The organism is Pseudomonas sp. 15C, from assembly GCF_055484735.1.
In genome coordinates, this window is record NZ_JBUDGD010000023.1 from 53,769 (window position 1) to 75,614 (window position 21,846).

The 21,846-nt window shown below is 61.1% G+C and carries 24 protein-coding genes and 1 pseudogene; 20 read left to right on the plus strand and 5 right to left on the minus strand.

The annotated features are described in order from the left end of the window. Positions 1 to 23: 23 nt before the first annotated feature. The 8 genes from ACYYKW_RS14080 to ACYYKW_RS14115 all read left to right on the plus strand — a co-directional run bounded on the left by ACYYKW_RS14080 (position 24) and on the right by ACYYKW_RS14115 (position 7,958). The gene (locus tag ACYYKW_RS14080) at positions 24 to 2,294 is read left to right on the plus strand and encodes a chemotaxis protein CheA (RefSeq protein WP_464990384.1); all 2,271 of its coding nucleotides are present in this window, start codon (positions 24 to 26) and stop codon (positions 2,292 to 2,294) included. Positions 2,295 to 2,343: 49 nt separating this feature from the next. Beyond that, positions 2,344 to 3,477 (plus strand): protein-glutamate methylesterase/protein-glutamine glutaminase, encoded by a 1,134-nt coding sequence (locus ACYYKW_RS14085; RefSeq protein WP_464990385.1) that lies wholly within the window; start codon positions 2,344 to 2,346, stop codon positions 3,475 to 3,477. Next, positions 3,477 to 4,217, plus strand: a complete 741-nt coding sequence (locus ACYYKW_RS14090; RefSeq protein WP_090282377.1) for a flagellar motor protein — start codon at positions 3,477 to 3,479, stop codon at positions 4,215 to 4,217. Before ACYYKW_RS14085 ends, ACYYKW_RS14090 begins: the two co-directional genes overlap by 1 nt. A 15-nt stretch (positions 4,218 to 4,232) precedes the next feature. Next, on the plus strand, positions 4,233 to 5,123 hold the full coding sequence (gene motD / locus ACYYKW_RS14095; RefSeq protein WP_464990386.1) for a flagellar motor protein MotD: 891 nt from the start codon (positions 4,233 to 4,235) through the stop codon (positions 5,121 to 5,123). 43 nt (positions 5,124 to 5,166) lie between these two features. Continuing rightward, positions 5,167 to 5,955 carry a ParA family protein gene (locus tag ACYYKW_RS14100; protein WP_093103426.1) on the plus strand — a complete coding sequence of 263 codons (789 nt, stop codon included), beginning with the start codon at positions 5,167 to 5,169 and terminating at the stop codon, positions 5,953 to 5,955. A 91-nt stretch (positions 5,956 to 6,046) separates the two neighbouring features. Further along, positions 6,047 to 6,988, plus strand: coding sequence for a CheW domain-containing protein (locus ACYYKW_RS14105; RefSeq protein ID WP_336355186.1), 942 nt, complete (start codon positions 6,047 to 6,049; stop codon positions 6,986 to 6,988). Positions 6,989 to 7,078: 90 nt separating this feature from the next. Next, positions 7,079 to 7,564, plus strand: coding sequence for a chemotaxis protein CheW (locus ACYYKW_RS14110; protein ID WP_090282380.1), 486 nt, complete (start codon positions 7,079 to 7,081; stop codon positions 7,562 to 7,564). 1 nt (position 7,565) lies between these two features. Then, entirely contained in the window at positions 7,566 to 7,958 is a 393-nt protein-coding gene (locus ACYYKW_RS14115; RefSeq protein WP_093103420.1) for a DUF2802 domain-containing protein, read from the plus strand. A 920-nt stretch (positions 7,959 to 8,878) separates the two neighbouring features. On the opposite strand, the gene ACYYKW_RS14120 is transcribed toward ACYYKW_RS14115, so the two are convergent. Then, on the minus strand, positions 8,879 to 9,208 hold the full coding sequence (locus ACYYKW_RS14120; protein WP_464990387.1) for an EscU/YscU/HrcU family type III secretion system export apparatus switch protein: 330 nt from the start codon (positions 9,206 to 9,208) through the stop codon (positions 8,879 to 8,881). After that, a complete protein-coding gene (gene fliK / locus ACYYKW_RS14125) occupies positions 9,205 to 10,779 on the minus strand; it encodes a flagellar hook-length control protein FliK (RefSeq protein ID WP_464990388.1) in 1,575 nt (524 codons plus the stop codon). The genes ACYYKW_RS14120 and fliK overlap by 4 nt, the downstream gene beginning before the upstream one ends. A 197-nt stretch (positions 10,780 to 10,976) precedes the next feature. Between fliK and ccmA the strand changes: the two genes are divergently transcribed. The 10 genes from ccmA to ACYYKW_RS14175 all read left to right on the plus strand — a co-directional run bounded on the left by ccmA (position 10,977) and on the right by ACYYKW_RS14175 (position 18,364). Next, positions 10,977 to 11,612 carry a cytochrome c biogenesis heme-transporting ATPase CcmA gene (ccmA, locus tag ACYYKW_RS14130; protein ID WP_090282383.1) on the plus strand — a complete coding sequence of 212 codons (636 nt, stop codon included), beginning with the start codon at positions 10,977 to 10,979 and terminating at the stop codon, positions 11,610 to 11,612. Next, positions 11,609 to 12,277, plus strand: a complete 669-nt coding sequence (gene ccmB, locus ACYYKW_RS14135; RefSeq protein ID WP_093103412.1) for a heme exporter protein CcmB — start codon at positions 11,609 to 11,611, stop codon at positions 12,275 to 12,277. Before ccmA ends, ccmB begins: the two co-directional genes overlap by 4 nt. Positions 12,278 to 12,368: 91 nt before the next feature. Then, positions 12,369 to 13,124, plus strand: a complete 756-nt coding sequence (locus ACYYKW_RS14140) for a heme ABC transporter permease (RefSeq protein ID WP_090282385.1) — start codon at positions 12,369 to 12,371, stop codon at positions 13,122 to 13,124. Beyond that, positions 13,121 to 13,297: a heme exporter protein CcmD gene (gene ccmD / locus ACYYKW_RS14145; RefSeq protein ID WP_007939192.1), complete on the plus strand. Its 177-nt coding sequence runs from the start codon at positions 13,121 to 13,123 to the stop codon at positions 13,295 to 13,297. Before ACYYKW_RS14140 ends, ccmD begins: the two co-directional genes overlap by 4 nt. Beyond that, positions 13,294 to 13,749, plus strand: coding sequence for a cytochrome c maturation protein CcmE (gene ccmE, locus ACYYKW_RS14150; RefSeq protein ID WP_093103410.1), 456 nt, complete (start codon positions 13,294 to 13,296; stop codon positions 13,747 to 13,749). Before ccmD ends, ccmE begins: the two co-directional genes overlap by 4 nt. Before the next feature lies 1 nt (position 13,750). Then, positions 13,751 to 15,739, plus strand: a complete 1,989-nt coding sequence (locus tag ACYYKW_RS14155) for a heme lyase CcmF/NrfE family subunit (RefSeq protein WP_464990389.1) — start codon at positions 13,751 to 13,753, stop codon at positions 15,737 to 15,739. Beyond that, entirely contained in the window at positions 15,736 to 16,272 is a 537-nt protein-coding gene (locus ACYYKW_RS14160; RefSeq protein WP_093103405.1) for a DsbE family thiol:disulfide interchange protein, read from the plus strand. Before ACYYKW_RS14155 ends, ACYYKW_RS14160 begins: the two co-directional genes overlap by 4 nt. Then, complete coding sequence (locus ACYYKW_RS14165) at positions 16,269 to 16,739, plus strand: cytochrome c-type biogenesis protein (protein ID WP_093103402.1); 471 nt, start codon at positions 16,269 to 16,271, stop codon at positions 16,737 to 16,739. Before ACYYKW_RS14160 ends, ACYYKW_RS14165 begins: the two co-directional genes overlap by 4 nt. Next, positions 16,736 to 17,935 carry a c-type cytochrome biogenesis protein CcmI gene (ccmI, locus tag ACYYKW_RS14170; protein ID WP_464990390.1) on the plus strand — a complete coding sequence of 400 codons (1,200 nt, stop codon included), beginning with the start codon at positions 16,736 to 16,738 and terminating at the stop codon, positions 17,933 to 17,935. Before ACYYKW_RS14165 ends, ccmI begins: the two co-directional genes overlap by 4 nt. A gap of 24 nt (positions 17,936 to 17,959) precedes the next feature. Continuing rightward, positions 17,960 to 18,364: a hypothetical protein gene (locus ACYYKW_RS14175; protein WP_093103397.1), complete on the plus strand. Its 405-nt coding sequence runs from the start codon at positions 17,960 to 17,962 to the stop codon at positions 18,362 to 18,364. A gap of 43 nt (positions 18,365 to 18,407) precedes the next feature. Here ACYYKW_RS14175 and ACYYKW_RS14180 read toward each other — a convergent pair whose 3' ends face one another. Together ACYYKW_RS14180 and ACYYKW_RS14185 are read right to left on the minus strand one after the other, a co-directional pair. Beyond that, complete coding sequence (locus ACYYKW_RS14180) at positions 18,408 to 18,983, minus strand: PIN domain-containing protein (protein WP_336355194.1); 576 nt, start codon at positions 18,981 to 18,983, stop codon at positions 18,408 to 18,410. Next, the gene (locus tag ACYYKW_RS14185; protein ID WP_093103395.1) at positions 18,980 to 19,447 is read right to left on the minus strand and encodes a helix-turn-helix domain-containing protein; all 468 of its coding nucleotides are present in this window, start codon (positions 19,445 to 19,447) and stop codon (positions 18,980 to 18,982) included. Before ACYYKW_RS14185 ends, ACYYKW_RS14180 begins: the two co-directional genes overlap by 4 nt. Before the next feature lie 184 nt (positions 19,448 to 19,631). Here ACYYKW_RS14185 and ACYYKW_RS14190 point away from each other — a divergent pair. Together ACYYKW_RS14190 and ACYYKW_RS14195 are read left to right on the plus strand one after the other, a co-directional pair. Further along, positions 19,632 to 19,845: pseudogene (locus ACYYKW_RS14190) on the plus strand (type II toxin-antitoxin system HicA family toxin). After that, positions 19,845 to 20,249, plus strand: a complete 405-nt coding sequence (locus ACYYKW_RS14195; RefSeq protein ID WP_093103390.1) for a type II toxin-antitoxin system HicB family antitoxin — start codon at positions 19,845 to 19,847, stop codon at positions 20,247 to 20,249. Before ACYYKW_RS14190 ends, ACYYKW_RS14195 begins: the two are co-directional and overlap by 1 nt. Positions 20,250 to 20,360: 111 nt before the next feature. Here ACYYKW_RS14195 and ACYYKW_RS14200 read toward each other — a convergent pair whose 3' ends face one another. Next, a complete protein-coding gene (locus tag ACYYKW_RS14200; RefSeq protein ID WP_464990391.1) occupies positions 20,361 to 21,557 on the minus strand; it encodes an MFS transporter in 1,197 nt (398 codons plus the stop codon). Positions 21,558 to 21,846 lie beyond the last annotated feature (289 nt).

Sequence of the window (21,846 nt, forward strand, 5' to 3'; positions counted from 1 at the left end):
AGACCTGTAGGAGCACCCCATTAATGAGCTTCGGCGCCGATGAAGAGATCCTTCAGGATTTCCTGGTTGAGGCCGGCGAGATTCTTGAGCAACTGTCCGAACAACTGGTCGAGCTGGAAAGCCGCCCGGATGACGCAGACCTGCTCAACGCAATTTTTCGCGGTTTCCACACTGTAAAAGGGGGCGCCGGCTTCCTTCAGCTCAATGAGCTGGTGGAGTGCTGTCACATCGCCGAAAACGTGTTCGACATCCTCCGTAAGGGTGAGCGTCGCGTTGATGCAGAACTGATGGACGTCGTGCTCGAAGCACTGGACGCGGTGAACAGCATGTTCAGCGAAGTCCGCGAGCGTGCACCGATCACCGCCGCCACGCCGGAACTGCTGGCCGCGCTGGCGCGTCTGGCCGAGCCGCAAACCGCTGACGAAGCCCCGGCTTCGCCAGTGGCCGAGATGATCGAGGAACTGGTCGTCCAAGGCGACGCATCCGGCGACATCACCGATAACGAATTCGAGCAGTTGCTGGACTCGCTGAACGCCGTCAAGGCCGAAGCCGAAGCCCCGGCCGCTGCGGCCCCTGCGCCGGCCGCCGATGTGCCGGCCAGCGATGAAATCACCGACGCCGAGTTCGAGTCGTTGCTCGATCAGTTGCACGGCAAAGGTCAGTTTGCGGCTGACGCAGTCGCACCGACCGCCGCGGCTCCTGCCGCACCGGCCAAAGGCGACAGCTCCGACATCACCGACGACGAATTCGAAGCTCTGCTTGATCAGCTGCACGGCAAGGGCAACTTCGCCGTTGATGCGCTGGAATCGGCGATCGCTTCGGCCCCGGCTGCACCTGCTGCACCGGCCGCCGCCGCAGCCGGCAGCGACCTGATCAGCGACCACGAATTCGAATCGCTGCTCGACGAATTGCACGGCAAAGGCAAGTTTGACGCCAGCGCCGCGACGGCTGGCTCCGCATCAAGCGTTGCCACGCCGGCCGCCAAGGCTCCGGCTGCTGCCGTTGCTGCGCCAAAAGCTGCGCCGAAGCCTGAACCCAAAGCCGAAGCGCCAAAACCGGCCGCTGCTGCACCGGCTCCGGCCCGTGCGCCTGCCTCGCCACCGCCTGAAAAACCGGCCAGCGAAGCCGAGACCACCGTGCGCGTCGACACTGCGCGTCTCGACGAAATCATGAACATGGTCGGCGAGCTGGTGCTGGTGCGTAACCGTCTGGTGCGCCTGGGCCTCAACAGCGGCGACGAAGCCATGTCCAAGGCCGTGTCGAACCTCGACGTGGTCACCGCTGACCTGCAGACCGCCGTGATGAAAACGCGGATGCAGCCGATCAAGAAGGTCTTCGGGCGCTTCCCGCGTCTGGTCCGCGACCTCGCGCGTCAGCTCAAGAAAGAGATCAACCTGGAACTGGTGGGTGAAGAAACCGACCTCGACAAAAACCTTGTCGAGGCCCTGGCCGACCCGCTGGTCCACTTGGTGCGCAACGCTGTCGACCACGGCATCGAGTCGCCGGAAGAACGCGAAGCCTCGGGCAAGGCCCGTGGCGGTCGTGTGGTGCTGGCGGCCGAGCAGGAAGGCGACCATATCCTGCTGTCGATTTCCGATGACGGCAAAGGCATGGACCCGAACGTGCTGCGTGCGATCGCGGTAAAACGCGGCGTGATGGACAAGGACGCGGCCGATCGCCTGAGCGATACCGAGTGCTACAACCTGATTTTCGCTCCAGGTTTTTCGACCAAGACCGAGATTTCCGACGTGTCCGGCCGCGGTGTCGGCATGGACGTGGTGAAGACCAAGATTTCCCAGCTCAACGGTTCGATCAATATCTACTCGACCAAGGGCCAGGGCTCGAAGATCGTCATCAAGGTGCCATTGACCCTGGCGATCATGCCGACGCTGATGGTCATGCTCGGCAACCAGGCGTTCGCGTTCCCGTTGGTCAACGTCAACGAGATCTTCCACCTCGACCTGTCGACCACCAACGTCGTCGACGGTCAGGAAGTGGTAATCGTGCGAGACAAGGCGCTGCCACTGTTCTACCTCAAGCGCTGGCTGGTCAGCTCCGCCGCTCACGAAGAGCAGCGTGAAGGCCACGTGGTGATCCTTTCGGTGGGCACCCAGCGGATCGGCTTCGTCGTCGATCAACTGGTCGGCCAGGAAGAAGTGGTCATCAAGCCATTGGGCAAAATGCTGCAGGGCACTCCGGGCATGTCCGGCGCCACCATCACCGGTGACGGCCGCATTGCACTGATTCTCGATGTTCCAAGCATGCTCAAGCGTTACGCCGCACGGCGTATTTGAATCCGGGGCGGCGGGGCGCTGACGTCCCGCTGCACCTAATGGAGTGTTTATGGCAGTCAAAGTCCTGGTGGTGGACGATTCGGGGTTTTTCCGCCGCCGCGTCTCGGAAATTCTTTCAGCGGACCCGAGCATCCAGGTGGTCGGCACCGCAACCAACGGTAAAGAGGCGATCGATCAGGCGCTGGCGCTCAAGCCGGACGTGATCACCATGGACTACGAGATGCCGATGATGGACGGCATCACGGCGGTGCGGCACATCATGCAGCGCTGCCCGACCCCGGTGTTGATGTTCTCCTCGCTGACGCACGAAGGCGCGCGGGTGACCCTCGATGCGCTGGACGCCGGCGCGGTGGATTTCCTGCCGAAGAATTTCGAAGACATTTCGCGCAATCCCGAGAAGGTCAAGCAACTGCTGTGCGAGAAGGTCCACAGCATCTCGCGCAGCAACCGTCGTTTCAGTGCCTACAGCGCCCCGGCGCCTGCCGCTGCGCCAGCACCGACGCCTGCGCCTTCGACTGCGTCGAGCTACAGCAGCCACAGCAGCCCTGTTCCGGCGCGTCCGGCACCTGCGCCTGCTCGTGCATCCGCTGCAAGCGCTGCGTCAGCAGTACCGAAACGCAAAGCCTACAAACTGCTTGCCATCGGTACATCGACCGGCGGCCCGGTAGCCCTGCAACGCGTGCTCACGCAGTTGCCGGCGAATTTCCCGGCGCCGATCGTGCTGATCCAGCACATGCCAGCGGCGTTCACCAAGGCTTTTGCCGAACGCCTCGACAAGCTCTGCCGCATCAGCGTCAAGGAAGCCGAGGACGGCGACATCCTGCGTCCAGGCCTGGCGTTGCTGGCGCCGGGTGGCAAGCAAATGATGATTGACGGCCGTGGTGCGGTAAAAATCCTCCCGGGCGACGAGCGTCTGAACTACAAACCTTGCGTGGACATCACTTTCGGCTCGGCGGCGAAATCCTACGGCGACAAAGTGTTGGCGGTGGTACTGACGGGCATGGGCGCCGACGGCCGCGAAGGCGCGCGTCTGCTCAAGCAGGGCGGCAGCGCGGTGTGGGCGCAGGACGAGGCCAGTTGCGTGATTTACGGTATGCCGATGGCCATCGTCAAAGCCGATCTGGCCGACGCGGTGTACAGCCTCGATGACATGGGTAAACACATCGTCGAGGCGTGTCTCTGATGGATGTTCTCAGCCTTATCGGCCTGATCATGGCGTTCGTCGCCATCATCGGCGGCAACTACCTTGAAGGTGGTCACCTCGGTGCGCTGGCCAACGGCCCGGCGGCGCTGATCGTACTCGGCGGCACCGTCGGCGCGGCGCTGCTGCAATCGCCCATGAGCGCGTTCAAACGCGCCATGCAGATTCTGGCGTGGATCTTCTTCCCGCCGCGGGTCGACCTGGCCGGCGGCATCGACCGCGTGGTCAACTGGAGCCTCACCGCCCGCAAGGAAGGCTTGCTCGGGCTTGAAGGCGTCGCCGATGCCGAACCTGACGCCTACTCGCGCAAAGGCCTGCAATTGCTGGTCGACGGTGCCGAGCCGGAAGCCATTCGCAGCATTCTCGAAGTGGATTTCTACACCCAGGAATCGCGCGATATCGAAGCGGCCAAGGTCTTTGAAAGCATGGGCGGCTACGCGCCGACCATCGGCATCATCGGTGCGGTGATGGGCCTGATTCACGTCATGGGCAACCTGGCCGATCCGTCGCAGCTGGGCAACGGCATTGCCGTGGCATTCGTCGCGACGATCTATGGCGTGGCCAGTGCCAACCTGATCCTGTTGCCGGTGGCCGCCAAGCTGAAGTCAATCGCATTGCGGCAGTCGCGTTATCGCGAAATGTTGCTGGAAGGAATCCTGTCGATCGCCGAAGGTGAAAACCCGCGCTCTATCGAGTTGAAGCTTCAGGGCTTCATGGATTGATGGGGGAAATGGACCATGGCTCGTCGCAGGCACCAGGAAGAACACGTTAACCACGAGCGCTGGCTCGTGTCGTACGCCGACTTCATCACATTGCTGTTCGCGTTCTTCGTGGTGATGTACTCGATCTCGTCGATCAACGAAGGCAAGTACAAAGTCATTTCCGAAGCGCTGATCGGGGTGTTTACCGACTCCGATCGCTCGCTCAAACCGATACCGATCGGCGACGAACGGCCGAAAACCGTGACCCCGGCCAAGCCGCTGGTCAAGGATGCCGAGCAGGTCGACGCCGGTATCGCTGGCGCCAGCGATCCGCTGAAGAGCATCGCCGATGACATCAGCGCCGCGTTCGGTGACTTGATCAGCTCCAAGCAGATGACCGTGCGCGGCAACGAACTGTGGGTCGAGATCGAACTCAACTCCAGCCTGTTGTTCGGCAGTGGCGACGCGATGCCGAGTGACATCGCGTTCAACATCATCGACAAGGTCGCGGCGATCCTGAAACCGTTCGATAACCCGATTCACGTCGAAGGCTTCACTGATGATCAACCGATCCGCACCGCACAGTACCCGACCAACTGGGAACTGTCCTCGGCGCGTTCGGCGAGCATCGTGCGCATGCTGGCGATGCAGGGCGTAAACCCTGGCCGGCTCGCTTCGGTGGGTTACGGTGAGTTCCAGCCGGTGGCCAATAACGCTACCGTCGAAGGCCGGGCGAAGAACCGTCGCGTGGTGCTGGTGGTCTCGCGCAATCTCGATGTGCGCCGCAGCCTGACGGGCACCGGCACCGCGAATGCGCAACCGGATGCCGCACTCAAGCGGGCTGGCACACAAACTGCACCGACCCCGGTCAAGACGCCGGGACGCGAGAGTGCCGTCAATTCTCCGTCGCCCGCATTAACACGCTGAAGCATGTCTCGGCCGAGCCAATTGGCCGGGAGGAACGAACTGAATGAGAGTCTGGGCAGTCGCCAATCAAAAGGGTGGTGTCGGTAAAACCACATCTTCCATCGCTTTAGCCGGGTTGCTGGCCGAGGCGGGCAAGCGCGTGGTTGTGGTCGATCTTGACCCGCACGGCTCGATGACCAGCTATTTCGGCTACGATCCCGACAGTCTGGAACACAGCAACTACGACCTGTTTCTGCACAAGGGCAGCGTGCCGCAAGGCCTGCCGGGGCAGTTGCTGTTGTCGACCAGCGACGAACGCATTTCGCTGTTGCCGTCGAGCACCGCACTGGCCACCCTTGAGCGTCAGTCGCCGGGGCAAAGTGGTCTGGGCCTGGTGATCGCCAAGAGTCTGGCGCAGCTGTGGCAGGACTTCGATTACGCCATCATCGACAGCCCGCCGTTGCTCGGCGTGCTGATGGTCAACGCCCTCGCGGCGAGCCAGCAACTGGTGATCCCGGTGCAGACTGAGCACTTGGCCGTCAAAGGCCTGGAGCGTATGGTCAACACCTTGGCGATGATCAACCGCTCGCGCAAACAGGCGCTGCCGTTCAGCATCGTGCCGACGTTGTTTGACCGTCGTACGCAAGCCTCAATGCACACCTTGCGTGTGCTGCGTGACAAATTCCCCGACGAGATCTGGCAGGGTTACATCCCGGTCGACACGCGTCTGCGCGACGCCAGCCGCGCCGGTGTCACGCCTTCGCAATTTGACGGCAAGAGCCGTGGCGTGCTGGCTTACCGCGCGCTGCTCAAGCACCTGCTCGCGCAGCAACTTGTTCCGCAGGTGGCCTGAACATGATCTCCATTTGCTTGCCCGAACCCTGTGGGAGCGAGCCTGCTCGCGAAGCAGGCGACGCGGTTTCCCTGCCAGGCGCTGATCACCGATGAACCGCCCAGTGAAACTCACCTCACGTCCGCAACGCGCCTTGCAGTCTTATCTGGAAGACTTGCTGCTGGATGTGCCCGACGAGTTGGCGCCGCCAGTCGCGCAGCAGACCCAGCCTGAAATCGTCGAAAGCACCGAGGTCATGGACGAGTTCCAGGCCGCCGTGCTGGAAGAGCAGGCCCGCGATGCGCAGCAAGCCGCCCGACCTGCCGCTGCGCCCGTTGTCACGCCAGTGGCCAAGGCACCGGTGGCTTTGCTCGAAGAGCCGCGCGCCGTGGTCTCGACCCTGGCGCCGCTGCTGCAAACCCAATTACTGAAAGTACCGGAGCCGGAAATCCCTGCGCCGGCCCCGGTTGTCGAAGAACCAGCAGAACCACAAGTGCTGGTGCCGCCGCTGGTCGAAGTGCACCTGCCGCCGAACAACCCGCCGCCGCCGGTGGAAACCGACGGGCGTCCGGCGTGGGCTGCAGAAGCCTTCGAATGTCTGCTGTTCGACGTCGCCGGACTGACCTTGGCGGTGCCGCTGGTGTGCCTTGGTTCGATCTATTCGCTGGCCGGCCAGGAGCTGACGCCGCTGTTCGGTCAGCCGGAATGGTTCCTTGGGATTCTGCCGAGCCAGGCCGGCAACCTGAAGGTGCTCGACACCGCGCGCTGGGTCATGCCGGATCGCTACCGCGATGATTTCCGCCAGGGCTTGCAGTACGTGATTTCGGTGCAGGGTTACGAGTGGGGCCTGGCGGTGCATCAGGTCAGCCGCTCGTTGCGCCTGGACCCGAATGAAATCAAATGGAGAAGTCACCGGGGTCAGCGGCCATGGCTCGCCGGCACCGTGATCGAGCACATGTGTGCATTGCTTGATGTCTCCGCGCTGGCCGAGTTGATCGCCAGCGGCGGAGCAAAGCACATGAGCGGCAACAAGCCGCTACATAAACCGACTTAGCAGCCGACATAACTATCAGGCGATGGCATTGTTCAATGCCACCACACAGAACACACACCGCCCGGGGCGGTTTTTTCGAGGGGTCAGGGTATGAGTAGTCAGGCGTCGAATGCAAAAGGTTCTGAAGATCCGATCCTGCAATGGGTGACCTTCAAACTGGATAACGAAACCTACGGCATCAACGTGATGCGCGTGCAGGAAGTGTTGCGCTACACCGAGATCGCGCCAGTGCCGGGTGCGCCAAGCTACGTGCTGGGCATCATCAACCTGCGCGGTAACGTGGTCACCGTGATCGACACCCGTCAGCGCTTCGGCCTGAGCACCGGTGAGATCAGCGACAACACCCGTATCGTCATCATCGAAGCCGACAAGCAGGTGGTCGGGATCATGGTCGACAGCGTGGCCGAAGTGGTTTACTTGCGTCAGTCGGAAATCGAAACCGCACCGAACGTCGGTAACGAAGAATCGGCCAAGTTCATCCAGGGCGTGTGCAACAAGAACAACGAATTGCTGATCCTGGTCGAGCTGGACAAGATGATGAGCGAAGAAGAGTGGTCGGAACTGGAGAGCATCTGATTTGATTCTCGAGGTTGCAGTCATTGTCCTGTTCCTGTTCTGGGCAGGCACGCTGGCGATGTTCGTCTCGTACATCAAGGCGCAGCGGGTGATCGCTGCGCAGCAGGCCCAGGGCGATGCGCTGCGCGATCAGCGCATCAAGGACCTGGCCAAGCGTGTCGACGACTACCAGAACGGCAACGTGCGCATGGGCGAAGCCCTGCACGAACTGCGCGCGGTGGTCAGCCCCTTGCCGGACAAAATCGTTGCCCTGGAACAGCGCGACCCGTCGAGCCTGTCATTCGCCCAGGCGGCGAAACTGGTGGGCATGGGTGCGAGTGTTGACGAACTGACTCAGTCCTGCGGCTTGACCCAGGCTGAGGCGGAATTGATGCGCAAGTTGCACAAAAACTGATTGTCGTACCGGGATCGTTCCCACGCTCTGCGTGGGAACGATCAGTGAAAGCAGCTAAGAGCTTTCGGCCTCCAGCGGCAAGCAAGATCAAAAGATTGCAGCCTTCGGCAGCTTCTACATTGGGATTCGCATTTCCCTGTAGAAGCTGCCGAAGGCTGCGATCTTTTGCTTTTAAGGCTTGAGACGTATTCCAGCCCCGGAGTTGATGCGCAAGGGGCATAAAAGCAGCTGGAAGTTCAAGGCTCCAGGGAGCGAGAAACAAAAAGCTGTGGCCCTCAGCGTCCGGTCACCTGAACGTTTACGGTGGCCGGGCACAATGCTGAGGGCTTACCCGTTTTTGAGCGACAAACGAAGCTTTGGTGGTGGTCTCTAACCCTGCGGTGCAAGCGATCATGCTGAGACGCTTCGCATCCGTGTCAGAGTTTTATTCTTTCATTTATTTGGGGGCTCGCCCCATTTCCAATGAAGCGGGTAATTGTCGGTCTCTGCCCCGCTCGATTCATCACGGGCAAAGTGTTCGTAGGACTTCTCAGTTTGTAGCTGTACCTCCACATACCAATGAGTAACGAAGCGGGGAACTTGGTACCGCACAGTTGAGGCCCCGTCTCGCTGGCCTAGACTCACCACCCTTACTGTATCCAAAGGCGCGCATGTTCCTTCAAAAGTCGCCACGCCCCCCGTGCTCCTGTAGAGATCTCCGCCAGGTAGAACGAGGTTGCCGTATGGATCGGTCACGCGAGTGATTGCCAGTGGGACAGATGTTTTTGAGGTGCTGCTGTCGTTGTTCATGATGACTCCTGTCTGGGTAGTTGATGCGGAGTCATTCAAGCCTAAAGGCGATGAGCATGGCTACTGTCAGATCTGACAGTCCCAACGAGCGGACTGGTGAAAATCAGCTTAATGATACGGATGTCCGACGTTCAGTAATCATCCCCGCGATCGGTCACATCCTTCTCGACCATCGGCGCATTCGGGTCGTGCCCCTGCGGGAATTTCCCCTTCAGATTCCACGCAAACGCGATGATCTCGGCGATCGTGCGGTACAGCTCTTCGGGGATGCTGTCGCCCAGTTCCATGCGGGCCAACAGCCGCACCAGTTCGGCATTCTCGTAAATCGGCACTTCGCAATCGCGGGCGATGCGCAGAATCTCTTCGGCCAGCTCTTCGTCGCCCTTGGCGGTGAGGGTCGGGGCGTGGTTGCCGTCGTATTTGAGGGCGATGGCCTGGCGTGGGGCAGTGGAATCGTTCATGCGGTTTCGTCGACCCAGCGGTGCTCGAGGCGGGTTTGGTTGCCTTGCGGCGGGGTGCCGTGGTGGCAGTCGATGTCGCCGACATTCAGCCCGCGATCGAGCAGGCGTTGACGCAGGGCGAACAGGTTGTTTTCGATGAGGTCAGCGGTGTACGGCCGCTCGGCCCAGAGTTGCCCGGACAGGCTGCCGGTCACCAGTTGCGCCTGAATCTGCAGCGGCCCGAGCGGTTCCATGTCGAACGCTAGATCGACCCTCCACAATTGCTGTTTCGGCTCGCGCTCGTCGCGGCGCTCGTTTGCTTGCGGCTCGCGTTCCGGCGCTTCTTCGCGCTGGAACTTGACCTGCAACGGCACGATGTCCTGCAGGTTGCGCATGGGGATTTCCAGTTGCCAGGTGCTGAGCAGGCGCCCATCGTCGGTGACACCGGTCTGTTCCAGGCTCGACAGCTGGTGGCTTTGCAGGCGCGACACCGCAGCAGCGGCGAGGCGCAGCAACTGTTCCAGATCGCCTTCGCCGTCCTGGCTTTGCAGCAAGCGTTCGGGCAGCGGGAAGCTGCTCGGCACCGGTTTGGCGCTGACCTGACCGAGCATGCCGAGGGCGTTGCGCACGAAACTCGGCAGCGCTTGCGCCAGGGTGTTGGCGGCGATGATCGCGTTGAAACTGGTGCTGCTCGGCAGGCCCGGGGTCAATTGCGCGATCAGCTTGAGCAGATCGGCTTTCATGTCCGGCGCAAGGCTCGGATTTTGCCCGGTCAGCAGTTTGGTCTCAAGGAACACGCCACTGTTGGCCAGGGCCAGCGCCACGCCTTTGGCGGTGCTCAGTTGTTGCACATCCGGCAGACTGGCGAGCAATTTGTCGACCACCGCGCGCAAATCGGCGGAGGTCTGGTCGGTGGCCGGCGGCAGGTTTTGCAGCGCGTTCAGCAGGCCGCTCAACGAGGCTTGGCGGCTTTGTTGGCCGAGCAGTTGCTGACTCACTGCCAGTTGTTCCTGACGGTTGCTCAAGGGCACAAATTTCAAGGTTTGCGTGTCTTCGACGATGGCTGACAGCAGGGTGCCGATGCGCAGCGGTTGCGGGCTGTCGATGGTCAATGTACTGCCGCTCAACGCGGTGTTGAGCAGGCTGACCATCGAGCGAAACACCGTCGCTTGTCCCGGTGTCTGCGGCAGAACCTGTGAGGTCAGCACCTTGCCTTGTAGCAGCGTGCCGACCGGCAACTGCGCGGTATCGAGGCGGGTGAGGGCGGCGACGTTGCTGGCGATCGCCTGTTGCACCGTGATCGCCAGATTGCCCGCCGATGGCTGAGTGATCGCCAGGTTGGTGCCTTGCGGCAAGGGCAGATTGCTGGTCGCTTGCACGGTGGTCTGGCGGCCGCCGTCGACGGTCACCTTGAGCAGCAATTCAAAGGTCTGGTCGGCTTGCTTGAGCGACAACACCTCGGCCTTGGCGCTCTGCCCGCTGCCGATCAAGCCTTCAACCGGGGTCAGCAGCTTGAGCAGTTCGCCGACCTGCGGGCGCACCGTCGCCGCAGAGGCGGGCGGCAGCGGGAGGATGTTGATTTCGCCTGTCATACGCGGACACAACCTGAGGAAATTGCGCTCTTGAGAGTAAGGCACGGCATGTATAATGCCGCGCGTCGTGCGCTTCGTTGAAAAAACATAGCAATTGTTTGATCCAGCTCGCCAGTTCGAGCCTTCAATGCAGCTATGCTGCCTCTCTTTAACGGCCGCGCCAGAGCCGACTTGAACCGTATAAGGCCCGTGATCCCTTGACCAGTCCTGTCCTGCAAACCATTGCCCTGGCGTGTGAACGTGACCTGCGGCTGCTCTTCGAGAACTTCGAATTGCGCCTGGCCGGTGGCGACATGGTGCAGATCAGCGGTCCCAACGGCAGCGGCAAAACCAGTCTTTTACGTCTGCTGGCCGGTCTGATGCAACCGACCGACGGCCAGGTCCTGCTCAACGGTCAGCCACTGACCGAACAACGCCACGAACTCGCCCGCAACCTGCTGTGGATCGGCCACGCCGCCGGGATCAAGGATCTGCTGACGGCGGAAGAAAACCTGTCCTGGCTCTGCGCCCTGCATCAGCCCGCCGAGCGCGAGGCGATCTGGCAAGCACTGGCAGCAGTAGGATTGCGCGGTTTCGAAGATGTTCCCTGCCACAATCTGTCGGCCGGTCAGCAACGTCGCGTGGCATTGGCGCGGTTGTATCTGGACAGCCCGCCGCTGTGGATTCTCGACGAGCCGTTCACCGCCCTCGACAAGCAGGGCGTCGCGCAACTCGAAGAGCACTTGGCGGGCCACTGCGAACGCGGTGGTCTGGTGGTGCTGACCACGCACCACACGCTGAGCCGGATGCCGGCCGGTTATCGCGATATCGATCTGGGGAAATGGGCCGTATGAGTGTGTTCGGCCTGCTGCTCGCCCGTGAGTCCCGACTGCTGTTTCGCCGCCCGGCGGAGCTGGCCAATCCGCTGATTTTCTTCGCCATCGTCATTGCCTTGTTCCCGCTGGCCGTCGGCCCGGAAACTCAGGTCTTGCAAAACCTGTCCCCGGGGTTAGTCTGGGTGGCGGCGTTATTGTCGGTCCTGCTGTCGCTGGACGGACTGTTTCGCAGTGACTTCGAAGACGGCTCGCTGGAACAGTGGGTCCTTTCGTCGCACCCGCTGCCACTTCTGGTCCTGGCCAAGGTGCTGGCACACTGGCTTTTCTCCGGTCTGGCACTGGTGCTGCTCTCGCCGTTGCTGGCGCTGATGCTCGGTTTGCCGACCGCCTGCCTGCCGGTTTTGCTGTTGTCGTTGCTGCTGGGCACACCGGTACTGAGCTTGCTCGGCGCGGTGGGCGCGGCGTTGACGGTGGGATTGAAACGCGGCGGCCTGTTGCTGGCGCTGCTGATTCTGCCGTTGTACATCCCGGTGTTGATCCTCGGCAGTGGCGCCTTGCAGGCCGCCTTGCAAGGCATGCCGGCGACCGGGTATCTGCTGTGGCTGGGTAGCCTGACCGCCCTGGCGATCACCCTGACACCGTTTGCAATAGCGGCTGGCCTGAAGATCAGCGTCGGCGAATAATAATGAGGTCTGGTTAAAATTTAACCACTTTGTCGAAAAGAATGACCCGCGCCAGCTCACATCGAGGAGCGGCACCCGTGATGGAAACAACATGAACTGGACCTGGTTTCACAAGCTCGGCTCGCCCAAATGGTTTTACGGCATCAGCAGCAAGTTGCTGCCGTGGCTGAGCATCGCCGCGTTGCTGCTGATCGCGGTCGGCGTCGTCTGGGGCCTGGCCTTCGCGCCGCCGGACTATCAGCAAGGCAACAGCTTCCGCATCATCTACATCCACGTACCTGCGGCGATGCTCGCTCAGTCGATCTACGTGATGCTGGCGGTGTGCGGCGTGGTCGGTCTGGTGTGGAAAATGAAACTGGCCGATGTCGCCCTGCAATGCGCCGCCCCGATCGGTGCGTGGATGACCGCCGTGGCGCTGGTCACCGGGGCGATCTGGGGCAAACCGACCTGGGGTTCATGGTGGGTCTGGGACGCGCGACTGACTTCGATGCTGATTCTGCTGTTCCTATATTTCGGCGTGATCGCGCTGGGCAACGCGATCAGTAACCGCGACAGCGCCGCCAAGGCCTGCGCCGTGCTGGCCATCGTCGGCGTGATCAACATCCCGATCATCAAATACTCGGTGGAGTGGTGGAACACCCTGCACCAGGGCGCGACGTTCACCCTTACCGAAAAACCAGCGATGCCGGCGGAAATGTGGCTGCCGCTGCTGCTGACGGTCCTGGGTTTCTACTGCTTCTTCGGCGCCGTGCTGTTGCTGCGCATGCGCCTCGAAGTGCTCAAGCGCGAAGCCCGCGCCAGTTGGGTCAAAGCCGAAGTGCAGCACAGTCTGGAGGTCGCTCGATGAGTTTCGCGTCATTCGGCGACTTTCTCGCCATGGGCCATCACGGCCTGTATGTCTGGTCGGCCTACGGCATCTGTCTGGCGGTGCTGGCTCTCAACGTGGCGGCGCCGATCCTCGCCCGCAAGCGCTATCTGCAACAAGAGGCGCGTCGTCTGCGCCGGGAGAACGGCCAGTGAATCCGCTGCGAAAGAAACGTCTGATCATCATTCTGGCCATTCTGGTCGGGGTCGGCGCTGCCGTCGGCCTGGCCCTCAGTGCCCTGCAGCAGAACATCAATCTGTTCTACACCCCGACGCAGATCGCCAACGGCGAAGCGCCGCAAGACACACGCATCCGGGCCGGCGGCATGGTCGAGAAGGGCTCGCTGCAACGCTCAAAGGACTCGCTGGACGTCAAATTCGTCGTTACCGATTTCAACAAGTCCGTGACCATCGCCTACCGCGGCATCCTCCCGGACCTGTTCCGCGAAGGGCAGGGCATCGTTGCCCTTGGCAAGCTCAACGCCGACGGGGTGGTGATAGCCGATGAAGTGCTGGCCAAGCACGACGAGAAGTACATGCCGCCAGAAGTGACCAAAGCGCTGAAAGACAGCGGTCAATCCGCGCCAACCCCTGCGAAGGAGGGCTGACATGACCTCGGCGATATTCATTCCTGAGCTGGGTCATCTGGCGATGATTCTGGCCCTGTGTTTTGCCCTGGTGCAGGCCGTGGTGCCGTTGCTCGGCGCCTGGCGCGGCGACCGTTTGTGGATGAGCCTGGCGCAACCGGCGGCGTGGGGCCAGTTTGCCTTTCTGCTGTTTGCCTTCGGCATCCTCACCTACGCGTTCATGACCGACGATTTCTCGGTGGCCTATGTGGCGATGAACTCCAACAGCGCGCTGCCGTGGTACTACAAATTCAGCGCGGTGTGGGGCGCTCATGAAGGCTCGCTGCTGTTGTGGGCGTTGATCCTGGGCGGCTGGACCTTCGCCGTGTCGGTGTTCTCGCGGCAGTTGCCGCAAGTCATGCTCGCCCGCGTACTGGCGGTGATGGGCATGATCAGCACCGGTTTCCTGCTGTTCCTGATCCTGACCTCGAACCCGTTCGCGCGGATCCTGCCGCAGATTCCGGCCGACGGTCGCGACCTCAATCCACTGCTGCAGGACATCGGCCTGATCGTACATCCGCCGATGCTCTATATGGGCTATGTCGGCTTCTCGGTGGCCTTCGCCTTCGCCATCGCGGCATTGCTCGGCGGGCGCCTCGATGCTGCCTGGGCACGCTGGTCGCGGCCATGGACCATCGTCGCGTGGGCGTTCCTCGGCATCGGCATTACCCTCGGTTCGTGGTGGGCGTATTACGAACTCGGCTGGGGCGGCTGGTGGTTCTGGGACCCGGTGGAAAACGCCTCGTTCATGCCGTGGCTGGTCGGCACCGCACTGATTCACTCGCTGGCGGTGACGGAAAAACGCGGCGTGTTCAAGAGCTGGACGGTATTGCTGGCGATTGCCGCGTTCTCGCTGAGCCTGCTGGGCACGTTCCTCGTGCGTTCCGGCGTGCTGACGTCGGTCCACGCGTTCGCTTCCGATCCTGAGCGCGGCGTGTTCATTCTGATCTTCCTGCTGTTCGTCGTCGGTGGTTCGCTGACCCTGTTCGCTCTGCGCGCACCGGTGGTGAAAAGTCAGGTTGGCTTCAATCTGTGGTCGCGGGAAACCCTGCTGCTGGGCAACAACCTGGTGCTGGTCGTGGCCGCGTCGATGATTCTGCTCGGCACGCTGTACCCGCTGATACTTGATGCCCTCAGTGGCGCGAAAATGTCGGTCGGCCCGCCGTATTTCAATGCGCTGTTCATTCCGTTGATGGCGTTGCTGATGCTGGTCATGGCGGTCGGCGTGATCGTGCGCTGGAAGGACACCCCGGTGAAGTGGCTGGCGAGCATGCTCACCCCGGTGTTGCTCGGCAGCGTCGCGCTGGCGGTAATTGCCGGTGTCGCTTACGGCGATTTCAACTGGGCGGTGATTGCGACGTTCCTGCTGGCGGCGTGGGTGCTGCTCGCAGGTGTTCGCGACCTGTTCGACAAGACTCGCAACAAGGGCCTGATCAAAGGCCTGCCGACGCTGACCCGCAGCTATTGGGGCATGCAGATCGCTCACCTCGGTATTGCCGTGTGCGCGCTCGGCGTGGTGTTGTCGAGCCAGAACAGTGCCGAACGCGACCTGCGTCTGGCGCCGGGCGAGTCAATGGACCTGGCCGGTTATCACTTCGTTTTCGACGGTGCCAAGCACTTCGAGGGGCCGAACTTCACTTCCGATAAAGGCACCGTTCGGGTGATTCGCGACGGCAAGGAAATCAGCGTGCTGTACCCGGAAAAACGTTTGTACACCGTGCAGAACTCGGTGATGACCGAAGCCGGGATCGACGCCGGTTTCACCCGCGACATTTACGTCGCCCTTGGCGAGCCGCTGGATAACGGCGCCTGGGCGGTCCGCGTACACGTCAAACCGTTCGTGCGCTGGATCTGGTTCGGCGGCCTGCTCACAGGCTTCGGTGGATTGCTGGCGGCGCTGGATCGGCGCTATCGGGTCAAGGTGAAAAGCAAAGTGCGTGAAGCGCTGGGTATGACAGGAGCGGCGGCATGAGACGTTGGTTGATGTTGGTGCCGCTGGCGATTTTCCTGTTGGTGGCGGTGTTTCTGTATCGCGGTCTGTACCTCGATCCGGCGGAGCTGCCATCGGCGATGATCAACAAGCCGTTCCCGGAGTTTTCCCTGCCGAGCGTGCAGGGCGACAAGACCTTGACCAAGGCTGACATCCTCGGCAAACCGGCGCTGGTCAATGTCTGGGGTACCTGGTGCATCTCTTGCCGGGTCGAGCATCCGGTGCTGAACAAACTCGCCGAGCGCGGCGTGGTGATCTACGGCATCAACTACAAGGACACCAACGCCGACGCGTTGAAATGGCTGGCCGAGTTTCACAATCCGTATGCGCTGGATATTCGTGACGACGAGGGTTCGCTGGGCTTGAATCTTGGTGTCTACGGCGCGCCGGAAACATTCTTTATCGACGCCAAAGGCATCATCCGCGACAAGTTTGTCGGGGTGATTGACGAGCAGGTCTGGCGCGAAAAACTCGCGGCCAAATATCAGGCGCTGGTCGACGAGGCCAAGCCATGAAGCGTTTTCTCGCTGCGGTGGTTTTGGGCTTGAGTCTGGTCGGTGTCGCGCATGCGGCCATCGACACCTACGAATTTGCCAAAGAAGGCGATCGTGAGCGTTTCCGCGAACTGACCAAGGAACTGCGCTGCCCCAAATGCCAGAACCAGGACATCGCCGACTCCAACGCGCCGATTGCCGCCGACCTGCGCAAAGAGATTTTCCGCATGCTCGGCGAGGGCAAGGACAACCAGCAGATCATCGATTTCATGGTCGATCGCTACGGTGATTTCGTCCGCTACAAACCAGCGCTCAACGCCAGGACCGCATTGCTCTGGTTCGGCCCGGCCGGCCTGCTGCTGGGCGGTTTCGTGGTGATTGCAGTGATCGTCCGCCGGCGTCGCGGGCAACGTGCCGCAACGCCGTCATCGCTGTCCATTGAAGAACGTCAGCGCCTCGACCAACTGTTGGATAAAACCCAAGAATGATTGATTTCTGGCTTGCCGCAGGGCTGTTGCTTCTGGTCGCCCTGAGTTTTCTGCTGATTCCGGTGCTGCGTGGCCGTCGCGCCCAACGCGAGGAGGATCGCACCGCCCTCAATGTGGCCCTGTATCAGGAACGTGTCGCCGAGTTGCAAGCGCAGCAGGCTGAAGGCGTGCTCGACGCTGCGCAAATGGACAGCGGTCGCGCCGAAGCGGCGCGGGAGCTGCTGGCGGATACCGAAGGCGTTGCCGCGCCGCGTGTGTCGAAGCTGGGCAAGCCGTTGCCGTTGCTTGCGGCCGTGCTGGTGCCGCTGCTGGGCTTGGGCCTGTATCTGCATTTCGGCGCTGCCGACAAGGTTGAGCTGACCCGCGAATTTGCCCAGGCGCCGCAGTCGATGGAGGAGATGACCCAGCGTCTGGAACGTGCGGTAGCCGCGCAACCGGATTCCGCCGAAGGCCTGTATTTCCTCGGTCGTACTTACATGGCGCAGGAGCGCCCGGCGGACGCGGCGAAGATGTTCGAACGGGCCGCGGGCCTTGCCGGTCGCCAACCGGAACTGCTCGGCCAGTGGGCGCAGGCGCAGTATTTTGCCGATGGCAAAAAATGGTCGTCGAAGATCCAGACGCTGACCGACGAAGCGCTCAAGGCTGATCCGAAGGAAGTCACCAGTCTCGGCCTGCTCGGCATCGCTGCGTTTGAAGGCGAGCGTTATCAGGAAGCCATCGATTACTGGAACCGCCTGCTCGCGCAACTGCCGCCGGAGGACAACTCTCGCGCCGCGCTGCAAGGCGGAATCCAGCGCGCCGCCGAACGCCTGCAGGCTAGCGGTGGCAAGGTCGCTCAAGCACCCACGCCGAAGGGTGCAATGCTGACAGTCAGCGTTGACCTGGCCAGCGAACTCAAAGGCAAGGTGCAACCGGGCGACAGCGTGTTCATTTTCGCCCGCGCTACGTCCGGCCCACCGGCACCGCTGGCGGCCAAACGCCTGACCGTGGCCGACCTGCCGGTGACCGTCGAACTGGGCGATGCCGATGCGATGATGCCGCAGTTGAAACTGTCCAACTTTCCCGAAGTCCAACTGGTTGCGCGCATTTCCCGCGCCGGCCAACCCACTGCCGGTGAATGGATCGGTCGCAGCGGCCCATTGGCCAGCAGCACCACCGCGCCACAAAAACTGACCATCGACAGCCCGGACCAATAACCGGAACCACAGGAAAGCACCGCCATGCACACCATCGCCCGTATCACAGTCCTCACACTGGCCCTGGGCTTGAGTGCATGTGCGGTCCAGCGACCGGAACCGACCACCGACCTGCCTCCCATCCCACCGTCGCAACCGAGCCCGACCCCGTCGACCTCACCGACCCCGGGCAAGAGCATCCCGGCCAAACCGTCGAAACCGGTGCCCCGCACCTCCGCCAGCTTCGCCCCGCCACCGGGCGGCAACAGCCATTGGGACCAGAAGCTCGGCGTGTACGTGCTCGACGACCAGTCCAACACCTTCTACCGCCAGCGCACCTACTACCGCTGGAACAACGGCTGGAGCCGCGCCGTCAGCCCCAACGGCCCATGGGAAGACACCGACATCCACGGCGTGCCACCGGGCTTGGGCAAGCAGTTCGGGCAGTGAGGAAAAACGGCGATCCTGGGATCGCCTTTTTTTTGCCGAATTTTCAGAGAATCGCACGATACTTGCTCAGTGAACTTACTGACTGGTCCAGGCCTTGGCGTTGCAAAAGAGCAAGGAAACAATCCACATCCATCGTTGGGGTCTTGAGGTGTTGACGCTGTTTTTGGGCAGCCGCAATGACCGCGGATGAATCCAGATGAAAAAGGTTTTCGACAAACTCATCCGGGTGTTGGGCTTCGATGCCAAAGGGCTCAAGAGAGCGGATGGGAAAGTCTTTCAGGTTGAAGGTCACGATGACGTCCGCGCCACACCGGATAGCTGCAGCAAGGACATGGCGATCATCATCATCGGGCAGGCTCAGTCCGACGATCAGATCTTCATAGCTATCAACACATGCATCCGGAATAGCGAGGTCCATCAGTTGCGATGTGCGATCCAGTTGCTCGATCGTCAGATCAGGCCGGTTTTTCAACAGATTGCGCTTCCATTCGCAATGAATTTCCTCAGTCCAGCGCGCTCGATACAGGCCGGACAACGCGAGCCACATCAGAAAGTCTCTCAGCGGGGCGGGGTATAAAACACATGCATCGTATACAGCGGTAAAAGAGGAGTGCCTCACTCGTATCCTGTCCTTAGCGCCTGTGCCTGCTCTGCGAGAAGCCTCATTGCCTGCTCGCTGGCGGTGTCTCGCCGGGCTTTATATTCCATCAGATCGGCAAAACGCACACGTCGGTGCTTGCCGGTTTTGTGGTAGGAAATCTCACCGCTCTCCAGCAGTTTGATCATGTGCGGACGTGAGACATTGAGCAGGTCGGCGGCATCTTGAGTGGTCAGCTCAGCGTGGATCGGTACGACCTTCACAGCGTTGCCCTGCGCCAGCGCCGCGAGGATATCGCTCAGCAAGCGCAGCGCGGATGTAGGCAGCTCGACGACATGGGCTTCGTTCTGATCATCAAAAATCTGGATTTTTTGAGTTTCAAAGCCTGTTGCGAGAAAAGCGGTCAAAGCACGCTGGCCTGCGATCGCGGCTTTGACTTCACGTTCTACCGGGAGGTTGATGGCAGAGGGGATAGCGATGGACATAAGACAGTTCCAGCATTCGATGGATGATGCACGAACGGTATTCGAATTAAACGAAAATCGCAATAAACGAAACAGACGCCACGAACATTTTGTAAAACGACCACCCGTCACTCCACGCCATCTTGTGCTTGAGTAAATATAACTCTAGGGTTACTTTTCAAGGACCAAGGCAAGGAGGCGCCGGGTGCAAAGCAGGTTATTGATCAAGGAGCTTGAAGACGCAGGCTGGACGCTGGATCGGGTGACTGGCAGTCATCACATTTTCAGGCACCGTTACAACCCCGAACACGATTCCCGTCCCCCATCCGAAAAAGGATTTGCCATTGGGGACGGTCAAGAGCATCAGGCGGCGTGCCGGGTTGTACAACCCGCTAGCCCGTTATGAAGGAGATCCGTAATGCAATATCCAATCTGCATTGAGTGGGGTGATGAAAATACTGCCATCGGTATTCAGATCCCCGATATCCCGGGTGCCGTGACGGCGGGGGACACGTTCGAGGATGCCTACAACGCTGCCGTTGAAGTTGCCCACATCATGCTGCAGGAGATTGCCGCGGCAGGAGAGCCGATTCCGCTGCCGACGTCGGCGTCGGCTCATCGCAGCAATCCGGATTTTGCCGAGATGGGCTGGGGCATGCTGGAGCTGGATATCTCGCCGTACCTGGGCAAGACCGAGAAGGTCAACGTCACGCTGCCCGGTTATGTGATACAGCGCATTGACCGTTATGTGCGTGAACACAACGTCAAAAGCCGCTCCTCGTTTCTGGCGGATGCGGCGATGGAGAAACTGGTTCGATACTAACGCTCGGGCAATTGTGGGAGCGAGCCTGCTCGCAAAAGTGCCGTGTCAGGCAGAGAAATATGACCCGAACTGACGCCTTCGCGAGCAGGCTCGCTCCCACACTGAATCACCTCAGGAGGCGGTTTTTCGTTGCGCCAGTGAAGCGTTTTGCGATGCGCTCAGGAAGCGCACCAACGCCAACAGCGGGAACACGCTGCCGACAATCACGATCCACAACCAGCCGCCATGTTCGTACACCGCGCTGGCGACCGACGAGCCGAACGCGCCGCCGATGAAGATGCTGGTCATGTACAACGCGTTCAAACGGCCACGGCTTTTGGCGTCCAGCGAATACACCGCGCGTTGGCCGAGGACCATGTTCATCTGCACGCAGAAATCCAGCACTACGCCAGTGACCGCCAGGCCGATGACGCTGTACACCGGGTGGATGAAAGCGGGCAGAAAGCTCAGGCTGGCAAACAGCATGGCCAGCAGCGAGGCGATGCGGGTGTGGCCGGCGTCGGCGAGGCGTCCACTGATCGGCGCGGCGATGGCACCGATGGCGCCGACCAGGGCGAAGATTGCGATTTCGCTTTGCGACAGGCCGTGATTGCGCGCCAGCTCCAGCGGCACGGCGGTCCAGAACAGGCTGAACGTGGCGAACATGCAGCCCTGATAAAACGCACGCTGACGCAGCACCGGTTGCTGACGCAGCAACGTCCACAGCGAGCCGATCAGTTGCCCGTAGGTCGCGCTGTGATCCGGTTGACGCTTGGGCACGGTCAGCGCCAAGACCACGCTGATCGCTGCCATCAACCCGGCGGCGATCATGAACATCGCGCGCCAACCGAGATGATCGGCGACCACGCTCGACACCGGCCGGGCCAACAGAATACCCAGCAGCAAACCGCCCATGATCCCGCCGACCACGCGGCCTCGGGATTCTTCCGGCGCCAGATGCGCGGCCAGCGGAATCAGGACTTGCACCGACACCGAGCTGAACCCCACCAGCAACGAAATCAGCAAAAACACATTCGGCTGATCGGTAAACGCCGCCGCCAGCAGGCTGGCGATTGCCACGAGGGTGGTGATGATCATCAACCGGCGGTTTTCCAGCAGATCGGCCAGCGGCACCAGGAAGAACAAGCCCAGTGCATAACCGATCTGGGTCAACGAGACGATGAAGCTGGCCATGGTGTCGGACAGGCCGATGTCCGGCGCGATCAGGCCGATGATCGGCTGGGCGTAATAGATGTTGGCAACGATGGCGCCGCAGCAGAAGGCGAACAGCAGCACCATGCCTCGGGTCATTGCGTGAGTGGTGGGCATAGGAATACTCGGGTCGGGCACAGGAAAGCGGTGAAGGCTAATGGACAACGCGGGTTGGCAGAAGACAGTTTCGGATGATAACTCTTATTACGTTGTGTAATGACTGGTCGGTTGATCATGGATAGTCGCGAGGGCGGTGGTCATAAGATTACTGTTCCAGCCTAAAAGCCCCTCACCCTAGCCCTCTCCCTGTATATACCGGAGACATGGTAGACACATGTTCGGAGACATGGTGGACGGTTTTAGATCTTCTTACCTGCCGTCACGATCTGCAAGTTCAAGTCGATTC